15 protein-coding genes and 1 rRNA gene are annotated in these 20,538 nt (G+C 31.5%); 2 read left to right on the forward strand and 14 right to left on the reverse strand.

Annotated elements, in window-relative coordinates; genetic code table 11:
- Positions 1-364: 364 nt before the first annotated feature.
- A complete protein-coding gene (locus tag DMR38_RS21905; RefSeq protein WP_175413019.1) occupies positions 365-778 on the forward strand; it encodes a LuxR C-terminal-related transcriptional regulator in 414 nt (137 codons plus the stop codon).
- A gap of 140 nt (positions 779-918) precedes the next feature.
- Here DMR38_RS21905 and garR read toward each other — a convergent pair whose 3' ends face one another.
- The 13 genes from garR to DMR38_RS14320 all read right to left on the reverse strand — a co-directional run bounded on the left by garR (position 919) and on the right by DMR38_RS14320 (position 19,006).
- Positions 919-1,803 (reverse strand): 2-hydroxy-3-oxopropionate reductase, encoded by an 885-nt coding sequence (garR, locus tag DMR38_RS14260; RefSeq protein ID WP_127721934.1) that lies wholly within the window; start codon positions 1,801-1,803, stop codon positions 919-921.
- Between the two features lie 168 nt (positions 1,804-1,971).
- On the reverse strand, positions 1,972-3,495 hold the full coding sequence (gene garD, locus DMR38_RS14265; RefSeq protein WP_127721935.1) for a galactarate dehydratase: 1,524 nt from the start codon (positions 3,493-3,495) through the stop codon (positions 1,972-1,974).
- Between the two features lie 31 nt (positions 3,496-3,526).
- Entirely contained in the window at positions 3,527-4,669 is a 1,143-nt protein-coding gene (locus DMR38_RS14270) for a glycerate kinase (protein ID WP_127721936.1), read from the reverse strand.
- Positions 4,670-4,975: 306 nt separating this feature from the next.
- Positions 4,976-6,331: an MFS transporter gene (locus tag DMR38_RS14275; protein WP_127721937.1), complete on the reverse strand. Its 1,356-nt coding sequence runs from the start codon at positions 6,329-6,331 to the stop codon at positions 4,976-4,978.
- A gap of 310 nt (positions 6,332-6,641) precedes the next feature.
- The gene (gene gudD / locus DMR38_RS14280; RefSeq protein ID WP_127721938.1) at positions 6,642-7,991 is read right to left on the reverse strand and encodes a glucarate dehydratase; all 1,350 of its coding nucleotides are present in this window, start codon (positions 7,989-7,991) and stop codon (positions 6,642-6,644) included.
- Positions 7,992-8,184: 193 nt separating this feature from the next.
- Positions 8,185-9,471 carry a lactate racemase domain-containing protein gene (locus DMR38_RS14285; protein ID WP_127721939.1) on the reverse strand — a complete coding sequence of 429 codons (1,287 nt, stop codon included), beginning with the start codon at positions 9,469-9,471 and terminating at the stop codon, positions 8,185-8,187.
- A gap of 149 nt (positions 9,472-9,620) precedes the next feature.
- Complete coding sequence (locus DMR38_RS14290) at positions 9,621-10,946, reverse strand: gluconate:H+ symporter (protein ID WP_127721940.1); 1,326 nt, start codon at positions 10,944-10,946, stop codon at positions 9,621-9,623.
- Between the two features lie 480 nt (positions 10,947-11,426).
- Positions 11,427-12,773 (reverse strand): enolase C-terminal domain-like protein, encoded by a 1,347-nt coding sequence (locus DMR38_RS14295; RefSeq protein WP_127721941.1) that lies wholly within the window; start codon positions 12,771-12,773, stop codon positions 11,427-11,429.
- A gap of 233 nt (positions 12,774-13,006) precedes the next feature.
- Entirely contained in the window at positions 13,007-14,083 is a 1,077-nt protein-coding gene (locus tag DMR38_RS14300) for an iron-containing alcohol dehydrogenase family protein (RefSeq protein WP_175413020.1), read from the reverse strand.
- Between the two features lie 187 nt (positions 14,084-14,270).
- Positions 14,271-15,719: a DASS family sodium-coupled anion symporter gene (locus tag DMR38_RS14305; RefSeq protein WP_127721943.1), complete on the reverse strand. Its 1,449-nt coding sequence runs from the start codon at positions 15,717-15,719 to the stop codon at positions 14,271-14,273.
- 58 nt (positions 15,720-15,777) lie between these two features.
- The gene (gene speE / locus DMR38_RS14310; RefSeq protein WP_127721944.1) at positions 15,778-16,650 is read right to left on the reverse strand and encodes a polyamine aminopropyltransferase; all 873 of its coding nucleotides are present in this window, start codon (positions 16,648-16,650) and stop codon (positions 15,778-15,780) included.
- A gap of 270 nt (positions 16,651-16,920) precedes the next feature.
- Complete coding sequence (locus tag DMR38_RS14315) at positions 16,921-17,820, reverse strand: aldo/keto reductase (RefSeq protein WP_127721945.1); 900 nt, start codon at positions 17,818-17,820, stop codon at positions 16,921-16,923.
- Positions 17,821-17,854: 34 nt separating this feature from the next.
- Positions 17,855-19,006, reverse strand: a complete 1,152-nt coding sequence (locus DMR38_RS14320) for a sugar diacid recognition domain-containing protein (protein ID WP_127721946.1) — start codon at positions 19,004-19,006, stop codon at positions 17,855-17,857.
- Positions 19,007-19,254: 248 nt separating this feature from the next.
- Here DMR38_RS14320 and DMR38_RS14325 point away from each other — a divergent pair, with 248 nt between their 5' ends.
- Positions 19,255-20,151: a dihydrodipicolinate synthase family protein gene (locus tag DMR38_RS14325; protein WP_127721947.1), complete on the forward strand. Its 897-nt coding sequence runs from the start codon at positions 19,255-19,257 to the stop codon at positions 20,149-20,151.
- A gap of 126 nt (positions 20,152-20,277) precedes the next feature.
- Here the strand turns inward: DMR38_RS14325 and rrf are convergent.
- A 5S ribosomal RNA gene (gene rrf, locus DMR38_RS14330) occupies positions 20,278-20,394 on the reverse strand.
- Between the last annotated feature and the right edge of the window lie 144 nt (positions 20,395-20,538).

The raw sequence follows: 20,538 nt of genomic DNA on the forward strand, positions 1-20,538 counted from the left end.
TATAAGTGTAGTTCCACATATTACATATCCTCCTTTAAAAGTACTAGTTACAACAGCAATATTAATTTTTTATTCACTAATTACTTTTACATTATTAAAAAAAGACTTTCATATAAAACATTCATTATTTCCAATATCATTTTTCTTGCTTTCTATTTATTTGACTACATTGCCCGAATCCATCATGAAATTGGAATGCTTTTATGGAATACAACAACTATATATCATTAGTCTTTGCTTTTTTTATTTTTATTGCCACAAGTTCTCTGCCAATTCTGACTATAAAGCTAGTATACAGCCATACCGAATATTTTTTATCATGACTTTTATCATTACAATTTTTATTGCTCTAGAAGATAGTATTATGATTCCAAATTTAGCCAGATTAAGTGTTTACTTACCACTGCAGAATATAAATGAAAGAAACTTTAGTCAAGATATTTTATCTATTTTTTTCTCTATTATGGCCATTAAAATATCCTATAAAGTTCTTCATAGTATTTTCCACACTAAAAATTATTCTACATATGCAAATACAAATACTTCTGAATTTGAAAAGCAGCTAAATTTTTTCTGCAGTACTTACAATTTAACTAACCGTGAAAAAGAAGTTATTCACCTTTTATTAGAAAACAAAAGTAATCAAGAAATAAGTGATCTATTATATATATCAATTGGCACTACTAAAACTCATGTTCATAATATTTATAGAAAAACAGAAGTAAATAGAAAAAATGAACTTCTATGCCTTTTTCAAAACACAGCTGTTAATAATTAATGAAAAGGATTTCCAATAAAAAAGGATTTAGTATCAAGAGTCTGGTCTCAATGCTAAATCCTTTTTTACATTTACCTATGTTAATCTTAAGCACAAGTAAGTTTACTTTTTGTTTTAAAATTCCTCAGATTCCTACAAAATTATTTAGTTACTTCAACTTTTCCTAATTTCTCATAGAATTTTACTAGGGCAGAATGATCGCTTTGCCCTTCTCCATCTAAATGCAAGTTTCTAAGCATTTCTAATACTTGATTTGTAAGGAAAAGTGGTGCTCCTACTCCTGCTGCAGTTTCAACAGCATTATTTAAATCTTTTATATGTAGGTCAATTTTGAATCCTGGTTTGAAATTTCTATCTAGTACCATTGGAGCTTTAGCATCTAATACAGTACTTCCAGCTAGTCCTCCACGAATAGCATTGTATATTAATTCTGGAGATACTCCAGCTTTAGTTCCTAGTACAAAAGCTTCTGACATAGCTGCTATATTTAATGCAACAATTACCTGATTTGCTAACTTTGTTACATTACCTGCACCAACATCACCGCATAGTACTGCACTTGTGCCCATTTTCAAAAGTAAATCTTTATATTTTTCAAAAACTTCTTTCTTTCCGCCTACCATCATAGATAAACTTCCGTCAATAGCTTTTGGTTCTCCACCACTTACTGGAGCATCTAGCATGTCAATTCCTTTTTCTTCTAATTTTTTAGCTATTTCTCTAGAAACAAGTGGTGCTATGGAACTCATATCAATAAATACAGAGCCCTTTTTTATTCCCTCGATAACACCATTTTCTCCCAAGACAACTTCTTTAACCTGTGGAGAATTTGGAAGCATCGTTATTATAACATCACTTTTAGCTGCAACATCTTTTGGTGAAGCTCCTCTTTCAGCTCCTGCTTTTTGGAGTTCCTCTTCTGATGCCTTACTGCGATTATAAACTACAAGGTCATAACCTGCCTTTATTAAATTCTTTGACATTGGTTTTCCCATTATTCCAAGTCCGATAAATCCTACTTTCATAAGTCAATCCTCCTGTATTTCTATTTTATAATAATATTATCATACCTTTGCATTTATCATTCAATGTTCATTTGCACAAATATAATTTATTACTAGCAAACTATTTTATATATATGCATAACATTTTATAATCTACATCCATCTACTATTTTGTCACCAAGGCAATTATCACGTAATTGGTGCAGGATTAAAGATTGATAATGCATTATAAATTCCATGTACATCTGCATAAGTTTTTTTAGTTCCACTAGCTATATCTATTATCAATTTGAAAAGTTCTAGGCCAACTTCCTCAATTGTCTTTTCACCTGTGGCAATTCTACCTGCATCTAAATCTATTAAATCATTCCATTTTTCTCTAAGTGCTGTGTTAGTTGAAACTTTTATAACAGGGGCAATCATTAAATTATATGTAGTACCTCTTCCAGTAGTAAACACTTGTAAAGTCATACCTGATGATAACTGCATTGTCCCACAAACAAAATCACTTGCTGGTGTTGCAGCATAGGTCATACCTCTTTTTCTAATACGCTCTCCTGGAGATAATACATCCACTATGCTTGTACTACCTGATTTAGCTACTGATCCAAGTGCTTTATCCACAACATTTAAAAGTCCACCTTTTTTATTTCCTGGTGAAGGGTTAGCATCTCTATCAACATGTGATTCATCCAAATATTTATCATACCATTTCATTTCCTTAACAAGTTTTGCAAGTACTTCATCACTAACTGTTCTAGGTGCCAGCAAATGAACTGCATCCCTAATTTCAGTCACCTCAGAAAACATTACCTTTGCGCCTGATCTAACTAATAAATCTGCTGCAAATCCTACTGCTGGGTTTGCCGTAACTCCTGAAAAAGCATCACTTCCACCACACTGAAGTCCAACTACTAAATCAGATACTGGACATTTGGTTCTAACTCTTGAATTTAGCTTTTTAAGTTTTTTTTCTGCTCTTTTCATAATTTCATCAATCATTTTATCAAATCCAAAACATTCTTGTAGTATTACAAGATTTTCATCTTTTATTTCAGGAAAAAGTAATGTAGGTACTAATTTTTCACATCCAAGGGATACCGTCAGCATTTGTCCACCAAAATTAGGATTTTGGGATAAATTTCTTATTGCCCTTATAGGGATTTCAGAATTATCACCATGTATTGCAACACCACATCCATATAAATGATTCAAAGCCACAACAGCATTAACATTTTTATACTTAGGTAAAAGCTCATTTTTGATTCTTTCTACTGCAACATTGACAACACCTTGTACGCATTGAACTGTTGTAGTTATTCCAAGTATATTTTTAGTTCCAACGCTGCTATCTTCATTTTTATATCCCATAAATGTGTAACCTTGTAAAGGTTTATATTTATCAATCATTTTACCGCTTTTTAATTCATCTAAAGAATGTGCCTTAGGTAGTCTAACTTCATCATGTGATACCCGACTTCCCTTTTTTAAATCTTTTTTTGAAAATCCAATTATTTCTCCATATCTAATAAAAGGTTCATCTTTTGAAATATCTTTTAAAAGTACTTTATTAGCTTGCGGTATATCCTGCAGTAATTTCAATCCATTTTCAAAAGTAGTTCCCTTTTTAAGTCCACCTTTGTTTACTATTATAGCCACATTGTCTTCAGGGTTAACTTTAATATACAAAGGTTTTAATTGATTACTATCCATTTAACTTTAACCTCCTTATATATTATTTTAACTATTTTACATTCATTAATCTTACTATATTTTCAACTGTTTTCTCTATATTTTCACTGCCTTTTTTTAGAGCACAGTCTAATGTGGTCACACCTCTAACAATACTAAAAATTGAATCTATTCCCTTTTCATACAGTACATCTATACCATTTTCAACACTACCTGCCAGTGCTACTACAGGTTTATTGTATTTCTTTGCTATCATAGCTACTCCAATTGGAGTTTTTCCATATTGCGTTTGGAAATCAATACTACCTTCACCTGTAAAAACTACATCTGCTTGCTTAATTTTTTCTTCCAACTTAGAATATTCTATAACTATATCGATACCGTTTTTCAGTTCTCCTTTTAAGAAAACCATAAGTCCAGCTCCTAATCCACCAGCCGCACCTGCTCCAGGTATATTTAATACATCTACATTAATTTGTTCCTTAATTATCTTAGCATAATGCTTTAAATTATTATCCAATACTTTAATCATTTCGGGAGTAGCTCCTTTTTGTGGTCCAAAGACATTAGAAGCCCCTTCTTTTCCACAGAGAGGATTAGTAACATCGCAAGCTACTTCTAATTTCACGTCCTTTAAGCGAACATCAAAATTTGTTAAATCAATTTTTTCTATTTTACCTAACTCACCACCGCCAAATCTAATCTCCTTTCCATCTCTATTAATAAATTTTCCACCTAGAGCTTGAATTGCACCTACACCACCATCATTAGTAGAGCTTCCCCCTATGCCAACTAACAATTTTTTTATATTGTGGTTTAAACACTCTCTTATTAATTGTCCTGTTCCATAAGTTGTTGTTATGAGTGGATTTCTCTTTTCTTTTGGCACCAGACCTATTCCGCTTGCACTAGCCATTTCTATAATGCCTGTTTCGCCGTCTCCTAAAATACCATATTCAGCTTCTACTTCATCTCCAAGCGGTCCAATTACTTTTAATTTATATATATCTCCTCCTGTAGCATCAACAAGAGATTGCATTGTTCCCTCTCCCCCGTCAGCCATAGGGACTTGTATACACTTAATATTTTTATTTACTTTTTTTATTCCCTTTTCCATAGCTTCACAAGCTTCTTTTGCAGTCATACTCTCTTTGAAGGAATCTGGTGCCAGCAAAATACTAAAATCCTTTTTCATGTTTAAACCCTCCTATTGCCTAAAATCTATTCAATAACCTAGCTTTTCTAATATATCTAAATTCTATATTAAAGTTAGATGTTTCTATTAAAAGCGTTTACTATTTATCATTTATTTCTATTTTATTATTGTACTTTTTTACAAATGAAACAATATTCAGTTGCACAAATATCATTTACCTTTAATATTTCCTTTTTATCTATTTGCATAACTTATTTTTGATCCTACCTCTTATATATAAAATAGGATTTAGCATTGAACTTAATGTCAATGTCAAATCCTATACTATAATAAAAGTTTTTGTTGTTACTTAACAACTTTCATATTTTCGCTTGAATGAAACTTTTTACTTAAATCAACAGGTTCCACTTTATCTACTATAAACAGAAACGCCAAAGCTCCAACAACAGCAACTGCAGAAGTATACTCCATGGCTAAATGAAAATTACCAGTTTTTTGATGTAAGACTCCAAAAATTATTGGACTAACTATACCAGACAAATTTCCACAAAGATTAAGTACACCTCCGACTCTACCTATCATACTTTTAGGTAAAACATCACTTAGAGCTACCCAACCTAAGTTAGAAGCCGCATTTGCGAAAAATGCAATTGATAAAATAATTACAGCTACAATAGGTGTCTTTTCAAAGAAATTCGCTAAACATAAAATGGATGTAAAAAGTAAACCTGCAACTATTGGTACTTTACGAGCCACAGTCAATGATGTTTTTTTCAATAAATAATCACTTAAAAACCCTCCAAATAAGACTCCTACCATGGCCATCATGTAAGGTAATATTGCCATAAATCCCGCTTTTTGTATTGGTAATTTTAATCCTTTTTGAAGGTAAACAATAAACCATGTCATAAAAAAATATAAAGTAGATGCTACCGCAAATTGTGTAATAAAGATTCCCCACACTCTTCTTTGCTTTATTACATATAAAATCTCATTTAATGAAATCTTATCTTCCTTTTTTTCTCCAATTTCATTAGGATTGTAAGCACCATTATTTTTTAGATAATCTAATTCCTCTTGGTTTATACTTTTACTGTCTTTAGGGTCTCTGTATACAGTCAACCATATGATACCAAAAACGATTGCAATTCCACCAGAAAGATAAAATACTGATTCCCAGCTTATTTTAGCAACCATCATAGCCAATATAGGAGTAAATACTGCTAATCCTATATATTGTGCAGATGAATAAATGCTTATTGCTCTAGCCCTTTCATTACTTGGAAACCAAAGTGCTGCTATTTTTGTATTACTCGGGAAAGCAGGTCCTTCAGCTATTCCAATCAATATTCTGCAAACTATAAGTACCATAAATGAAGCACCAATCCCTGCAAACAATCCCTGCGAACTAAATGCCATAATAAATGTAAAAAATCCCCATAATACCATAGCTCCACCATATAAGAATCTTGCTCCAATTTTATCTAATATCATTCCAACTGGTATTTGAACTATAACATAAGACCATGTAAATGCCGAAAATAAGATTCCCAACTGTGTAGAATTTATTTTCAGCTGCTTTTGAATTGCAGTTCCCGCAACTGATAAATTAGCCCTATCAAGATATGTGATTGCAACAGCCACAAAAAGCATTAGTAATATCAAAAAACGTACTTTTGTAGGTTTTTTTTCCGTATACATATTTTTATTCCTCCATGATTGTTTAATAATTAACTTATTATTTACCTAGGTTATTTTAATGCCTTAAGACTTTCATAAATGTTTACAAGTTTATTATCATATTTTCCAACACTTCATTCAATGTTCAGCTGCACAAACTTAAATCGTTATCATAAGCATTTTTTCATATATATGCATAACTCTTTAACTCATATTTGTAAACAGAGATAAATTCAATACAAGGATAACGTATTAATGATTATACTCTCACATATAAATTTAGGACTGCTACACTAATAATTAGTGTAGCAGTCCTAAATAAAAACATATTTTATCTTACTAAACAAGGACGTTTATTATTGAACTTCCAACCTGGAATTAAAAATTGCATAGCAACTGAATCATCACGTGCCCCTAATGACATTTTTGTATATAATTCATTAGCTTTCTTGACTTGTTCCATATCTATCTCTACACCCAAGCCTGGTTTGTCTGGGATATCTATCATACCACCTACAATCTTAAATGGATCTTTAGTCAAATACTGACCATCCTGCCATATCCAGTGTGTATCAATTGCAGTTACATTTCCTGGAGCTGCAGCTGCTGTTTGAGCATACATTGCAAGTGAAATATCAAAATGATTATTTGAATGTGAACCCCAGGTAAGTCCAAAATCTCTACAAGTTTGTGCTACTCGCACTGAACCTTCCATTGTCCAAAAATGTGGATCAGCTAACGGAATATCTACTGAATGCAGCTGAAGAGAGTGAACCATCTGTCTCCAGTCTGTTGCAATCATATTAGTAGCAGTTGGCAAATCAACAGCTCTCCTAAATTCAGCCATGACCTCACGTCCTGAAAAACCATTTTCAGCTCCACAAGGATCTTCGGCATAAGCCAAAACACCTTTTATGTTTTTGCACAACTTTATAGCTTCATCTAATGACCATGATCCATTGGGATCAAGAGTTATACGAGCGTCTGGGAAACGTTTAGCCAAAGCTGTTACAGCTTCTATTTCCTTTTCTCCACTTAAAACTCCGCCTTTCAATTTAAAATCTTTGAATCCATAACGTTCCTGTGCAGCTTCTCCAAGTCTTACAACAGCTTCTGGAGTCATTGCTTCTTCAATACGTAATCGTGACCAATCATCCTTTGAATCAGGTTCACTTACATAAGGTAAATTTGTTTTTTTCCTGTCACCTACAAAGAATAAATAACCCAAAATCTTAACTGATTTTCTCTGCTGACCTTCACCTAATAATTCGCAGGCCGGTACATTAAGAAATTTTCCCATTAAATCAAGTAATGCTGCTTCTATTGCAGTAGCTGCATGTATAGTAGTACGCAAATCAAATGTCTGAAGTCCACGTCCACCAGAATCCCTAGATGAAAAAGTTTCTTTTACATTTCTAATTATTGATTTGTATTTTCCAATACTTTGTCCCACAACTAACGATTTTGAATCCTCTATTGTCTTACGTATAGCTTCGCCTCCTGGCACTTCTCCAACACCAGCATTTCCTGCATTATCCTTTAAAATCACAATATTACGTGTAAAAAAAGGTCCGTGTGCTCCACTCAAATTAAATAACATACTATCATGTCCTGCTACAGGAATAACTTGCATTTCAGTAACAACAGGTGTATTCTTTATCATATTTTTATTGTCATTCATATTCTAACCTCCATAATAACGTTTTCCTTTGTTTTTCAATAAAACTTATATTACTTTATAATATAATTATTATACTTTCAAATTTTCTATTCAATGTTCAATTGCACATATATTAATCTTTAACGTCAACTTATTTTTATAGATATGCATAATACCCTTCAAGTTGTAATTTAATAAAGAAAGAAGCTTTCTATTACAGGTTTCCTTCTTCATTAAATTGCATATATTCTGGTTCACTTTCCACTTCTAGATCAGGGTAGTTTTTCATTTCATCATAGTAGACCTCTGATAACATAATATGACCAATATGCAAACTGTTAGGTATTCTTACTATCTTTGGCTCCTTTTTATTAATTTCCACACATGTTCTAATACAAAGCTGTATAGCTTCTTCGTCATTTGCCACAACACAAGGTATCCTTGCAGATTCCAGTACTGTACTTGTAATACAATTAGGATACATTTTTTCTAAATCCAATTTATCAAACAGTCTTTTTGTTATAACATTTGAAAGTCCTACACCTAAACCATTTCCATGAGATTCTTTACTTATATCAAGCATTGCCGTTCTCTGTACTTTTACACCACCTGATGCATATTTTGTAGAAAATGTTCCTGTAATATTAGGATCCACACCTGTTCCACTATAATTTTTTCCTATTTCATCAACAACAAGTACATCACATCTTCCAACTATAATCTTAGGCATATTAGCAAAAGCCTCTTGTAATAACTTCGGCTCTTCTTCTGCAATTTCATCGCTGTTAACTGCTATTATCTTACATGTCTCATCAAAAGCATTTTCTATACACGGTATGGCAAAGAGAATTGGTGCATGTTTAATAATTGCATTTCCTATAATAGGTATATTCTTTGCAATATTTTGCATTCCTTGTTCATGAACATGCTCTGCTCCAACCTGCTTACCTAAACCAACTGCCATCATTTTCATAATTCCACTTTCGTATTTACCTCTAAAGGCATTATGAGGTTTAATACGACATGAAATTATAATGCCATCAGCTTCTGCAGCATTTTTATCTATTACCACTTCTCTGCCGTCTTCTGTATGTCCTATCATTTTGACTTCCATAGAAGATTTAATTGGACATCCTAAATACTCTTCTGTAAGGCCATAACCTGCTAATAATTCGAGTTGTCCTTCAGCAGTTGCCCCACCATGACTCCCCATTGCAGGAACAACAAATGGATTTGCTCCTTTAGATGCTACAAAATCTACTATGGATTTTGTTATAATAGCTACATTAGCAACACCTCTGCTGCCAGCTGTAATAGCAATATTCATTCTCGGTTTAATCTTATCAGAAAATTTCTTTTGTGTTAGTTCTTTTTTTACTAGTTCAGGTATGTTTTTTGATTCAATAATAGGTCGTGGAAAAATTTGCTTTACCTTAAACATCCTTGGGATATATACATTTTCCAATAATTTAGATACTATTCCACCTTTTTTTATTTCCATATTAGCTCTCCTTTTTTATTACATTCATAACATTAAATATATGGTTTTTAGTAAACTTACAATAATCAGCATTAGAACTCTTACTTTTATAATAAAATGTAATATATAATTTAAAAGGCATCTAGTGAATCAGATACCTTTTAAATTGACTAATGTACAAAAATATTTAGGATCAAAACACCAATTAAACCAATAACAGAAAGAATACACGTATAACTTGTCCTAGTTTTTATTGCATCTGCTACTGATAGTCCAAAGTATTCTTTATACATCCAAAATCCAGGATCGTTTACATGAGATGCAAATATACTTCCTGTAGTAACTGCAAGTACCATTAAACTACTATTAACTCCTGATGAAGCTGCCAGCGGCATTACTAATCCTGCTGCAGCCGTTACTGCTACAGTAGCTGATCCAAGTGCTGTCCTCAAAATTGCTGCAATAAACCACGCCAATACTATTGGTGAAAAATTCAATCCTTTTGTTATAGAAACAATTGTATTTCCTACTCCAGAATCAACTAATACCTGTTTAAACGCTCCTCCTGCACCAATTATAAGAATAATCATTGCAATAGCTTTTACAGACTCACTCATACTCTTTGTTATATCGTCTAAGCTTCTATTGCATCCAAATCCAAAAGTAAACATTGCAATAATTACTGTAATCATCAATGCTATAGGTGCATCTCCAAAGAACTTAATGTATTTTAAAAGTGAAGATCCTTTAGGAAGAAACATTCCACTAAATTCGGAAATAGCTATTAAAATTACAGGTATAATTGCTGTAAATAAGCTCTTTCCAAAACTAGGCATTTCTTCATCTGTAAACAACTTACTTGTAGTTAAACCTTCTGGTATATGCGTCTTAGCATTTTTTACAATATTTGTTTTTGAAAATAAAATTCCTGCTATTATAGCCCCTGGAATTGCAAGAATTAGTCCTAAAAGAAGTGTTTCTCCTACACTAGCTTTAAATGCAGAAGCCACAAGAGTTGGACCAGGATGAGGTGGTAAAAAACTGTGTGTTACTGACAATGCAACAACAGCTGGAAATCCAACATAGATTAAAGGTAACTTTGTTTCCTTAACTATACTATAAATAATTGGTATTAATAGAATGAATGCTGCTTCAAAAAACATTGTGATTCCTACAATAATTGATGTTACCAGCATAGCCCATTGAACTCTTTTCATTCCAAACTTATTAATCAAGGTAGTGGCAATACGCTGTCCAGCTCCACAATCTGACATAAGTTTACCAAGCATTGCTCCAAATGCAAGTATAAGTATTAAACTATTTAACTGGCCTCCAATACCTTTATACATAGATTTAGTAACATTTCCTAGTGGCATTCCTTCAAGAACACCTACTACCAACGAAACCAATATTAAAGAAATAAATCCATTAAGTTTACAAGGTATCATCAATACCAAAAGCAATATTACTCCAATACCAACTATAACTAATGACATGTAAAACTCCTCCTTAATCGTGTTTTATCAAATTATTTAAAATTTTATAACATACTTTGATAAAATTATCTCCTAATCTAATAAATTATTTTATTGCAAACATTTACTTTACTTTTAATTTTACTTTTAATACAACCTTGGGATAATCATATGATATACTAAAATACTTAAAATTGAGTACTATAGAATTCTTATAAATACTTTGTAGTTTTATTATCATATTTTTCTATATTCCCTTCAATATTCACCTGCACAAATTTTAATCATTATCAGAGTCATTTTTTCATCTATATGCATAAATATTTTTAGAAAATTTCAATTTTTCTCTGAATATTCAATTAAAATATATATAATATATTGCATTAATTCTTTTATTTTTACTATATAAAGGATTAAAAAAAAGAGATGTATTAATATAAAATATCCTTAACAAAGGCTTCATTTTATACTAATGCAACTCTTTCTCTATATATTTATAATTTACCTTACCATACACGGTTTTTTACTATCAAATTCCCAATTGTTTATTAAATACTGCATGGATATAGAATCATCTCTATCTCCACAACTCATTTTAGTGTATAATTCATTAGCTTTCATAACCTTGTCTATGTCAACCTCCAAACCAAGCCCTGGCTTTTTAGGAAGTTCTATCAACCCATTAGATATTTTATATGGAGTTTTAGTTAAGTATTGTCCATCTTGCCAAATCCAATGAGTATCCATTGATGTAATTTCTCCTGGGGCTGCGGCAGCAACTTGAGTGAATACTGCTAATGATATATCAAAGTGATTATTTGAATGTGAACCCCAAGTATATCCCCATTCATTACATATTTGTGCTGCACGTACTGCACCATTCATTGTCCAAAAATGAGGATCTGCTAAAATTATGTCGAGTGAATCTAATAAAAGGCAGTGACCAAACTGGCGCCAATCTGTTGCTATCATATTTGTTGCTACTCTTAGTCCTGTAGCTCTCTTAAACTCAGTCATAATCTCTCTTCCTGAAAAACCTTTTTCTGGACCACAAGGATCTTCAGCATAAGATAAAGCTGTACCAGCATCCTTACATAACCTTATAGCTTCTTCTAAAGACCATGCCCCATTAGGATCTATATTGACGTTAGCATCTGGAAATTCTTTAGCTAAAGCTTTTATAGTTTCTATCTCCTTTTCTCCTTCAAATACTCCTCCCTTTAATTTAAAATCTTTTACTCCATAACGTTCTTTTACTGCATGAGCCTCTTCGATAATATCTTCTACAGTTACCATTCTCTTTCTTCTTATTTTAAACCATGGGTCCTTGCTATTACTTTCATCAATATATGATAAATTCGTTTTATTCTTATCTTCTACGTAAAATAAATAACCAAGCATTCTCACAGCATCTCTTTGTTTACCATCTCCAAGTAAAGATGCTACTGGAAGATCCATATATTGTCCTAACAAATCCAGTAATGCAGATTCAACAGCAGTTTCAGCATGAACCACAAAACACAAGTTTTTTAAATCAAGTTCTTGAATACCTTCCCCATTATTTTGATCCGCACCCCAAGTCTTATTTTTTAATTCATATATTATACCCTTATAATCACCTATATGTTTGCCTATAACAAATGGCTTATAATTTTCCAAAGCCTTCCTAATATGCTCTCCTCCATGTATTTCACCAAGCCCTGTATTACCTGAATTATCTTTTATAATAACTATATTCCTTGTAAAAAATGGTGCATGAGCTCCACTTAATGTTAATGACATACTATCATATCCTGCTACTGGAATAACCTTCATATCTGTTACAATAGGTGTACCTTTACTAATCATATTAAGCCTCCTCCAAATTCTGTATTTCTATAAAATATAAATCATTTATATTATCATATTTTTTTATTTTTGCTTCAATGTTCATCTGAATAAATTTTAACCGTTATCATAGCTACTTTTATATATATATGCATAAATATTTTCCTGATATTATTACAAGTGCAAATAGTACTAAGGTATTTCACTTGGATAAATGCTAATTATGCTAGTATCTCCTGTTAATGGTTCTAAGCTTACCACATAGATTGCATACTATTCCAAATTAACTTTTTATCCTCTTCACCACATTTTATTTTACTAGCAATATATTCACCAATAATCCTCAAATTTTTCTCCGTAGCATCTAATTGTATATCTCTTAATGTAATCGGCAAATTAATGGATCGTAAAAAGCTTTTATATTGCTCAATCTCAGCATTTGAACATCCATTAATTTTCATTTGAAGTAATACTCCCAAAGAAACTAATTCTCCATAAAAAAACTTAGCTTGTTGTTCTTTAAAATACTTGGTTATGCAATTATAAAAATAATGTGCAATTGCCAACTGATTTCCGCTATTAGCCAAGGACGATGCCATACCAGTTAATACAATATTAGCACAAACTGTGTCCTCTACTTCCTGTGAATTGCAATTATTGTTTACATCATTTACAGCCTTTCTGCTCATTTCTATATATTTGTTCCAGGTAAATTTCACCATCTGCATAGCTAAAGACATTGAACTTGATTTATTTAACTTGAGACAAGATGACATTCTAAACTGAATTTCTGGATACATTGCCATTCCGTTTCCTATCCCAGCCGCCAGCATACGAGAAGGACATTTTTTAGCAATAATATTTGTATCTATAATTACACAATCTACTTTATGTTTGAGAAGCATATTATCTAGTACCACTCCATCATCAGAGTATATTACACTAAAACTAGAATAACCTGCACATTGTGCCGCAGTAGTTGGTACTGTAACAATTTTTTTACTAAAAATATCGGCTGCAGCTTTAGCTATATCTAAAACCTTTCCTCCTCCAATACCTATAATAACATTAGCATTAAATTCGTTTGCCTCTTCTCCAATACGGTTTATCTGTGCTATTGTGCAATAGCCACTAAATATATGTACCTTATAATCGATTTCTTCGCTTTTCAGGCTTTGTTCTATTTTATCAAAGGAAACTCCAAGTGCAGTTTGTCCTCCAATAATAAAAGCTCTTTTTCCAAATTGTTTAACTTCTCTTCCAACAGCTTCAAGTCCACCAGAAGTTTGAATGTATTTACTGATAAGTCCAATTCCATTCTCCTTACACATTCTAATACCTCCTCTGCTCTCTTCCAATATAATCATCATATTTTTTTAAAGTAATATCAATATTCAATTGCATAAATAGTCATAGCTATCACTTCTTGTTTTTATGTAATTGCATAGTGCCTTATTTAAGAATATATGATTTCTCATAATAGAGGCTTAGAACTTAAAAAGGTTTGTAAATAAATACTTAATATATTCCAATAAATTTCCACCACAACATCCCAATTCCAATAAGGATTAAAAGATGTACTATTGAAACACAAAAGCCAACAAACCACCACTTCTTTTGCTCAACATATCCTTCCGAAAAATAAACTCCTCCTTGTGCTAATCCATAATGAGTAAGTCCCGAACTTAAAGCTGATATGTTAACTAGTAAAAATATAGATACTATTGTTGGAGCTCCAGCACTTAACAATATAGTTAAAAAGGCTGAAAATAGGGCAGTAAAATGTACCGTATTACTTGCAAACAAGTAATGCAAATAATACATTATAATACATACTATAATTAGTGTAAGCATCCATGATTTTGTATATATGTGGTCTCTTACTATACTACTTATCCATTTAATAACTCCCAATTTGTTTAATTGACCTGCCATCATCATAAATGCTCCTAGCCATATGAGTAAATTCCATATTTCTTTTTTGCCAGTAAATTCTTTCCAAGACACAATTCCTGTGGAAATTAATATTATGAGTCCTAAGACACCTACAGTTGTAACATCTAAATTTATCTTATTACCAATGATCCAAAGGAAAACTACTATTGTAAATACAAAAATCATTAGTTTCTCTGATTTACTTATAGGTCCTAATTCTTCTAATTTTTTATCCATCAATTCTTTAACATTGTCCATCTTTTTTATTTCTGGAGGACATAAAAAATAAATGATTATAGGTATAACTATAAAAGCTATCAATGATGGAAGTAATGCCATTAAAAACCACATACCAAAAGTTATATTCTCTTTTACTCCCAAATCTCTAGCCATAGTAATTGCTAGTAAATTTACAACCGAAGATGTCATAAATAGAGAAGATGAAATAAGATTACTATGTAGTGCCGTAAGCATTAAAAATTCTCCTGCTTTTTTCTCAGTTCCATCTCCAACTTTTGATCCATAAGCTCTTGATAAAGATTTTGCAATAGGAAATACTATTCCACAAGACCTAGAAGCAGAACTTGGAATCAACATAGACAATATAATTTCACATATAACCAAAGAATATCCTGCGCCTATAGTTCTCTTACCTATCTTCTTAATGAGATTATAGGCAATCCTTTTGCCAAGGCCTGTTTTAGTTATTCCTATAGAAAGGCAATCAGCACATACAATTAGCCAAATAACTCCTTCTGCATAGGACGAAAATGCTGTTTTTACTGTAATAATGTGTGTGGAAGTTAAAATAAATATGCCTATAAAGGATGCTAGTCCAAGTGATACAGCACCTAAAGCACAGGCAACTATAATAGCAATAAACACTGCCAAGAGGTACCATCCATTTCTAGGTACCATATTGGGTTTAGGTATAAAACAAATTAGTACTCCAATTAAAATTGATATTAGTAAAGGTTTTAATTTAACTGGAGAATCAGATTTAACTGCCTTTACATTTAAACTATTTACCATATAATCCTCCCCAAATAAATTTAGCTAACATAACAATGTTAGCTAAATTTATTATTCTTTATTTTAAATCACTTATGAAATTTGGAAGGTCAAAGCAGGACTTTACAATTTGTTTTGTTAAATAACGGGTATTTAAAGGCAATCTATCTACATCTATATTGCAAGGATCATAGACATCTGATGCCATTGTAAAGCTCCACAATCCTCCAGGATAAGTAGGAACAAAAGCTACATATGTTTTTACAATTTTAAAGTTATCCTTTAATATTTTTCTCGTACTTTCAATTATATCACGATGCAGCATTGGAGATTCACTTTGACATACCATTACTCCGTCAGAATTCAATGTTTTTTTCACATTTTTATAAAATTCTTCTCCAAATAAATCTTTGGCAGGTCCCTCTGGATCTGGTGAATCAACTACTATTACATCATATTTAATATCTGTGTTTTTTACATATTGAACTCCATCTCCAAATTTGAAATTCACCCTTTTATCAAAATTTTCTCCTCCACTTATCTTTGGAAGAAACTTTATACATTCCTTTGTTACTATTTCATCCAGCTCAACCATATCAATTGCTTTAAGCTCTTCATACTTTGAAAGTTCACGCACTGCCCCACAATCTCCTCCACCAATTACCAAAACCTTTTCTGGTTTTTTATGTGTAAGCACTGGAATATGGGTTATCATTTCATTGTATATAAACCCGTCTGCAGAAGTGGACTGCATTATTCCATCTAGTGCAAGACATGGGCCAAATGCCGCAGTGTCAATCAAAGCTATCTCTTGATAGGGGGATTTCAAATAAGAAAGTACCTTCTTAACTTTATAAGTGATTTTTAAATTTTTTTTCTCAACTTCAAACTCCTCAAACCACAGTTCACCGTCAACTTCTTTGAAATACTTGGGTAATTGATTTATTTTCATAATACTCCCTCCGTTATGATAAATATTTACATATCTGAATAAAGTTTTATTCCATTAATTATACCCAAAACGAAGATGTATTTCAAAGATTAATCCAAATAAAAATTTTTAAGGCATTTGAAAGAAAATAAAAAGTCAAAGATGCGACGTATATTTTTTATCAGACAAGGAGATAGGTTCCGCAGATAGTGAATCCTATCTAAGAGTTCTACCGACGCAGTATGATAAAAAATAGGCTAGCATACTGACTTGTTATTTCTTTGAAAATGCCTAAAGTACATCCAAAGTCACTTTTCTAGTAGGCTTTGGAAATATCCTGTCAAGTTCAATTAAATCTTCTTTAGATAAAACAATTAACCCAGCTCTCGCATTTTCTATTACATGTTCCTCACTAGAAGCTTTAGGAATTGCAATAACATCCTTTGCCCTTATGCTCCAGGCTAAAAGTATCTGTAATGGCTTTGCATTATATTTTTTCGCCATATCTATTAATATAGGATTATCTAATAACTGCCTTCTCAGTTTACCACCTTTGGCAATTGGACAATACGCCATAATTGGCATGTTATGCTTTCTCTGCCATGGCAGTAAATCAAATTCAATTCCCCTTGATCCCAGGTGATATAATACCTGATTAACCATACAATTTTCTCCATCTTTACAACTAAAAAATTCTTTCATATCTTCTGTGTCTAGATTCGATACTCCCCATCTCAATATCTTTCCCTGCTTTTTTAATTTTTCCATGCCTTTTATAGTTTCTTCAAAAGGCACACTTCCTCTCCAATGCAAGAGATATAAATCTAAATGATCCGTATTCAATCTTCTTAAACTATTTTCACAAGCAGTAACTATATTTGAAAATCCTGAATTGTGCGGATACACTTTAGATACAATAAACAGCTTGTCTCTAATGTTCTTTATTGCCTGTCCTACTAAAACTTCAGAACCACCATCTCCATACATTTCTGCTGTATCTATAAGTGTCATTCCAAGTCTTATTCCCATTCTAAGAGTTTCTATTTCACTTTTTCTCGTTTGTGAATTTTCACCCAGATACCATGTGCCTTGTCCTAATGCCGGTACTAAAGTTCCGTCTGGTAATTTTACCAGTCTTTTTTGATTTATGTTTCTAATTTGTTCTATCTCTTCATCACTTATTAAACTCAAAATATCAATCCCCTTCTTTATATAATTATAACCACTAATTTTTATTAGTTTCAAAATTAATAATAGAGCAGTACAGCCAAAATAAATCAATATAATTTTTAGGATTCATATTAGTAATCTTATATATTTTGTTAAGACGATAATTAAGGGTATTTCTATGTATGAATAATTTATTTGATACTTTATTTAACTCTCCATTTTCTTCTATAAAAACTTTTAGTGTTTCTCTTAATTCACCATTCTTATCATTTAGTTCAATTAGTCCATAAGAATCCTTTAATTCATTGATTTTCCATTGTGCATTATCCTGAAAAAATAGCATCTCATACTTCAATACATCAAAAATGTATACGTTATTATCAGGATGGCTTTTTTCTCCAAATAAAAGTGTTTCTCTGGCTATTTCATAGGATTTATGCATATCACTTAGTTTAGTATATACCTTTCCAACAGATATTTTTACATCAGTATTAGTTTGATCTTGTATTTTCTCATAAATCCCTTCTATTCTATCCTTACAAGTTATAGCTTTATATTTTATATTTGGACACTTATATAATAAAACAATAGTTTTCGAATCAATAACTGCTACTAATGATTCTTTAAGATTACCCTCCAAAATTGACACTATGTTTTTCAGTATATCCAAATCTTTTCTATTTGAAATCTGTTTAAAATTAACCTGTATAATAAAAATAGTCATCGGATAATTAGAAGCTATTTTAAATTTTTTAGTATACTTTTCAAGCAAACGAAATGATCCCTGATCATTTTTAATAAGTGAAAGTATCATATCCTCTTTAACTCTATTACTCCATTCAAGTTCCTTCATAACATAAGCTTGTTCTATTATCATTTCTGCAGTCATTTTGATAAGCTTACCGTAGCCTATAACCTCATCTCTTTTTCCAGTAATACCTATTACTCCTACAATTTCATGTTCAAATTCAATAACTATATTTGTACCCTGTTCTACTCCATTCAATTTTCTACATTGGTTTTCATCAATACTGAATTCAGATTTTCTTCCAATTGCAAGAACTGCACCCTCATGAACGCTTCCAATTCTATCTTTATTACCTGATGCTATTATAATACCCTGTTTATTCATTATATTAATATTTTTATTCACAGCTTTCATAGTTCTATCCGCTATTTCTTCAGCCAATTTGGCGCTAATATCCATTTGATCTTCCCCCTGACTATATAATAAGAGCAAATCTTATTCTGCTACAATGTGCACATAAATGAAAATGTTTAACTGATAACGATTAATATTTGTGCAATTGAACATTGCTATATACTCCGATAAATACGATAATTATGTTGTAAGGTTATTCATTTAAAATTAATCTTATTATAATTATAATATAAAAAGGTTAATATTTCTAATTTAATGGGAGTATTATACTAAAACTTGGGAGGAATTGTATTATGCTAAAAGGTGTTTTTACACCAATGATAACTATTTTTGATGAAAACGGTCAGTTTGACAATAAATCAAATAAAGCTATGATTGAAAAATTAATTTCTGATGGAATATATGGAATATGCATACTAGGAACTACAGGTGAATTTTTTAATTTAACTTTTGAAGAAAAAAAACAGTACATAAAATTTGCATCAGAAGTTATAAATGGAAGAGTTAAATTAATAGTTGGCACAGGTAGTACCAATTTAAAAGAGGTTATTGAACTGGGTAAATTTGCAGAGGAGAATAATGCAGATGCAATATTGGTTTTACCTCCATTTTACTTTAAGTTAGATGACAATCATGTTTTTGAGTATTTCTCCATTATAGCAGAGAATACAAATTTGCCTATGATATTATACAATATTCCTCAAAATACAAAGGTAAATTTATCTCCAGATTTAGTCTTAAAATTAGCTAATAAATATGAAAACATAGCAAATGGCGGCGTAAAAGATACTACTCCATCCCTAGCTAATGTAAGAAATTTTGTAGAAAAGGTTAAAAGTATCCATAAAAACTTTGCTGTTTTCTCTGGAATCGATGAATACCTTATACCAAACCTTATAATAGGTGGAAATGGTATTGTAGGAACTCAAACTAATACTCAAGCAAAATTAATGGTCGAGACTTATAAAACCTTTATGAATAAAGATTTTGATAAATTACTATTACTTCAAAAAAGGATAAACAAAATTATGGCTGTACGTGAAATGCCTGGCAGCAACAATATATTGTCTACAAAAACTGCGGCAAGTATAGCACTTGATATGGATTTCAACACTTCTGTAAGATACTATGATATAAAGCTTCCTAAAGAAACTAAAGATAGGATTGAAAGAATTGTTAAACAAAAATAATATATTTGTGGTTAAAAAGAAATGAAAGTAGCTTGAGTTACTTTCATTTCTTTTTTAATTTTTACTTTTCGACATATACTTAAATACCCATTGCATAGAATATTCTACACAATGGGTATTTTACTTACCTGGCAGCGACCTATTCTCCCACAGGGCCTCCCCTGCAGTACCATCGGCACTCTGAAGCTTAACCTTCCTGTTCGGTATGGAAAGGGGTGTTACCTTCACGTCATTACCACCAGATACCGATTTGTCAAAATCTTTGATTTTGGTATAAATCGGTACTCATCAGCTTTAGCTGATTGAGTCTCATTAAATTATCAAAAATTGCTATCAGCTTTCTTATATATTATCTTTTAAGAGTTCAAATTGTTCTGTCCTCTCAAA

This window comes from Clostridium sp. AWRP (assembly GCF_004006395.2).
Classification (GTDB): domain Bacteria; phylum Bacillota; class Clostridia; order Clostridiales; family Clostridiaceae; genus Clostridium_B.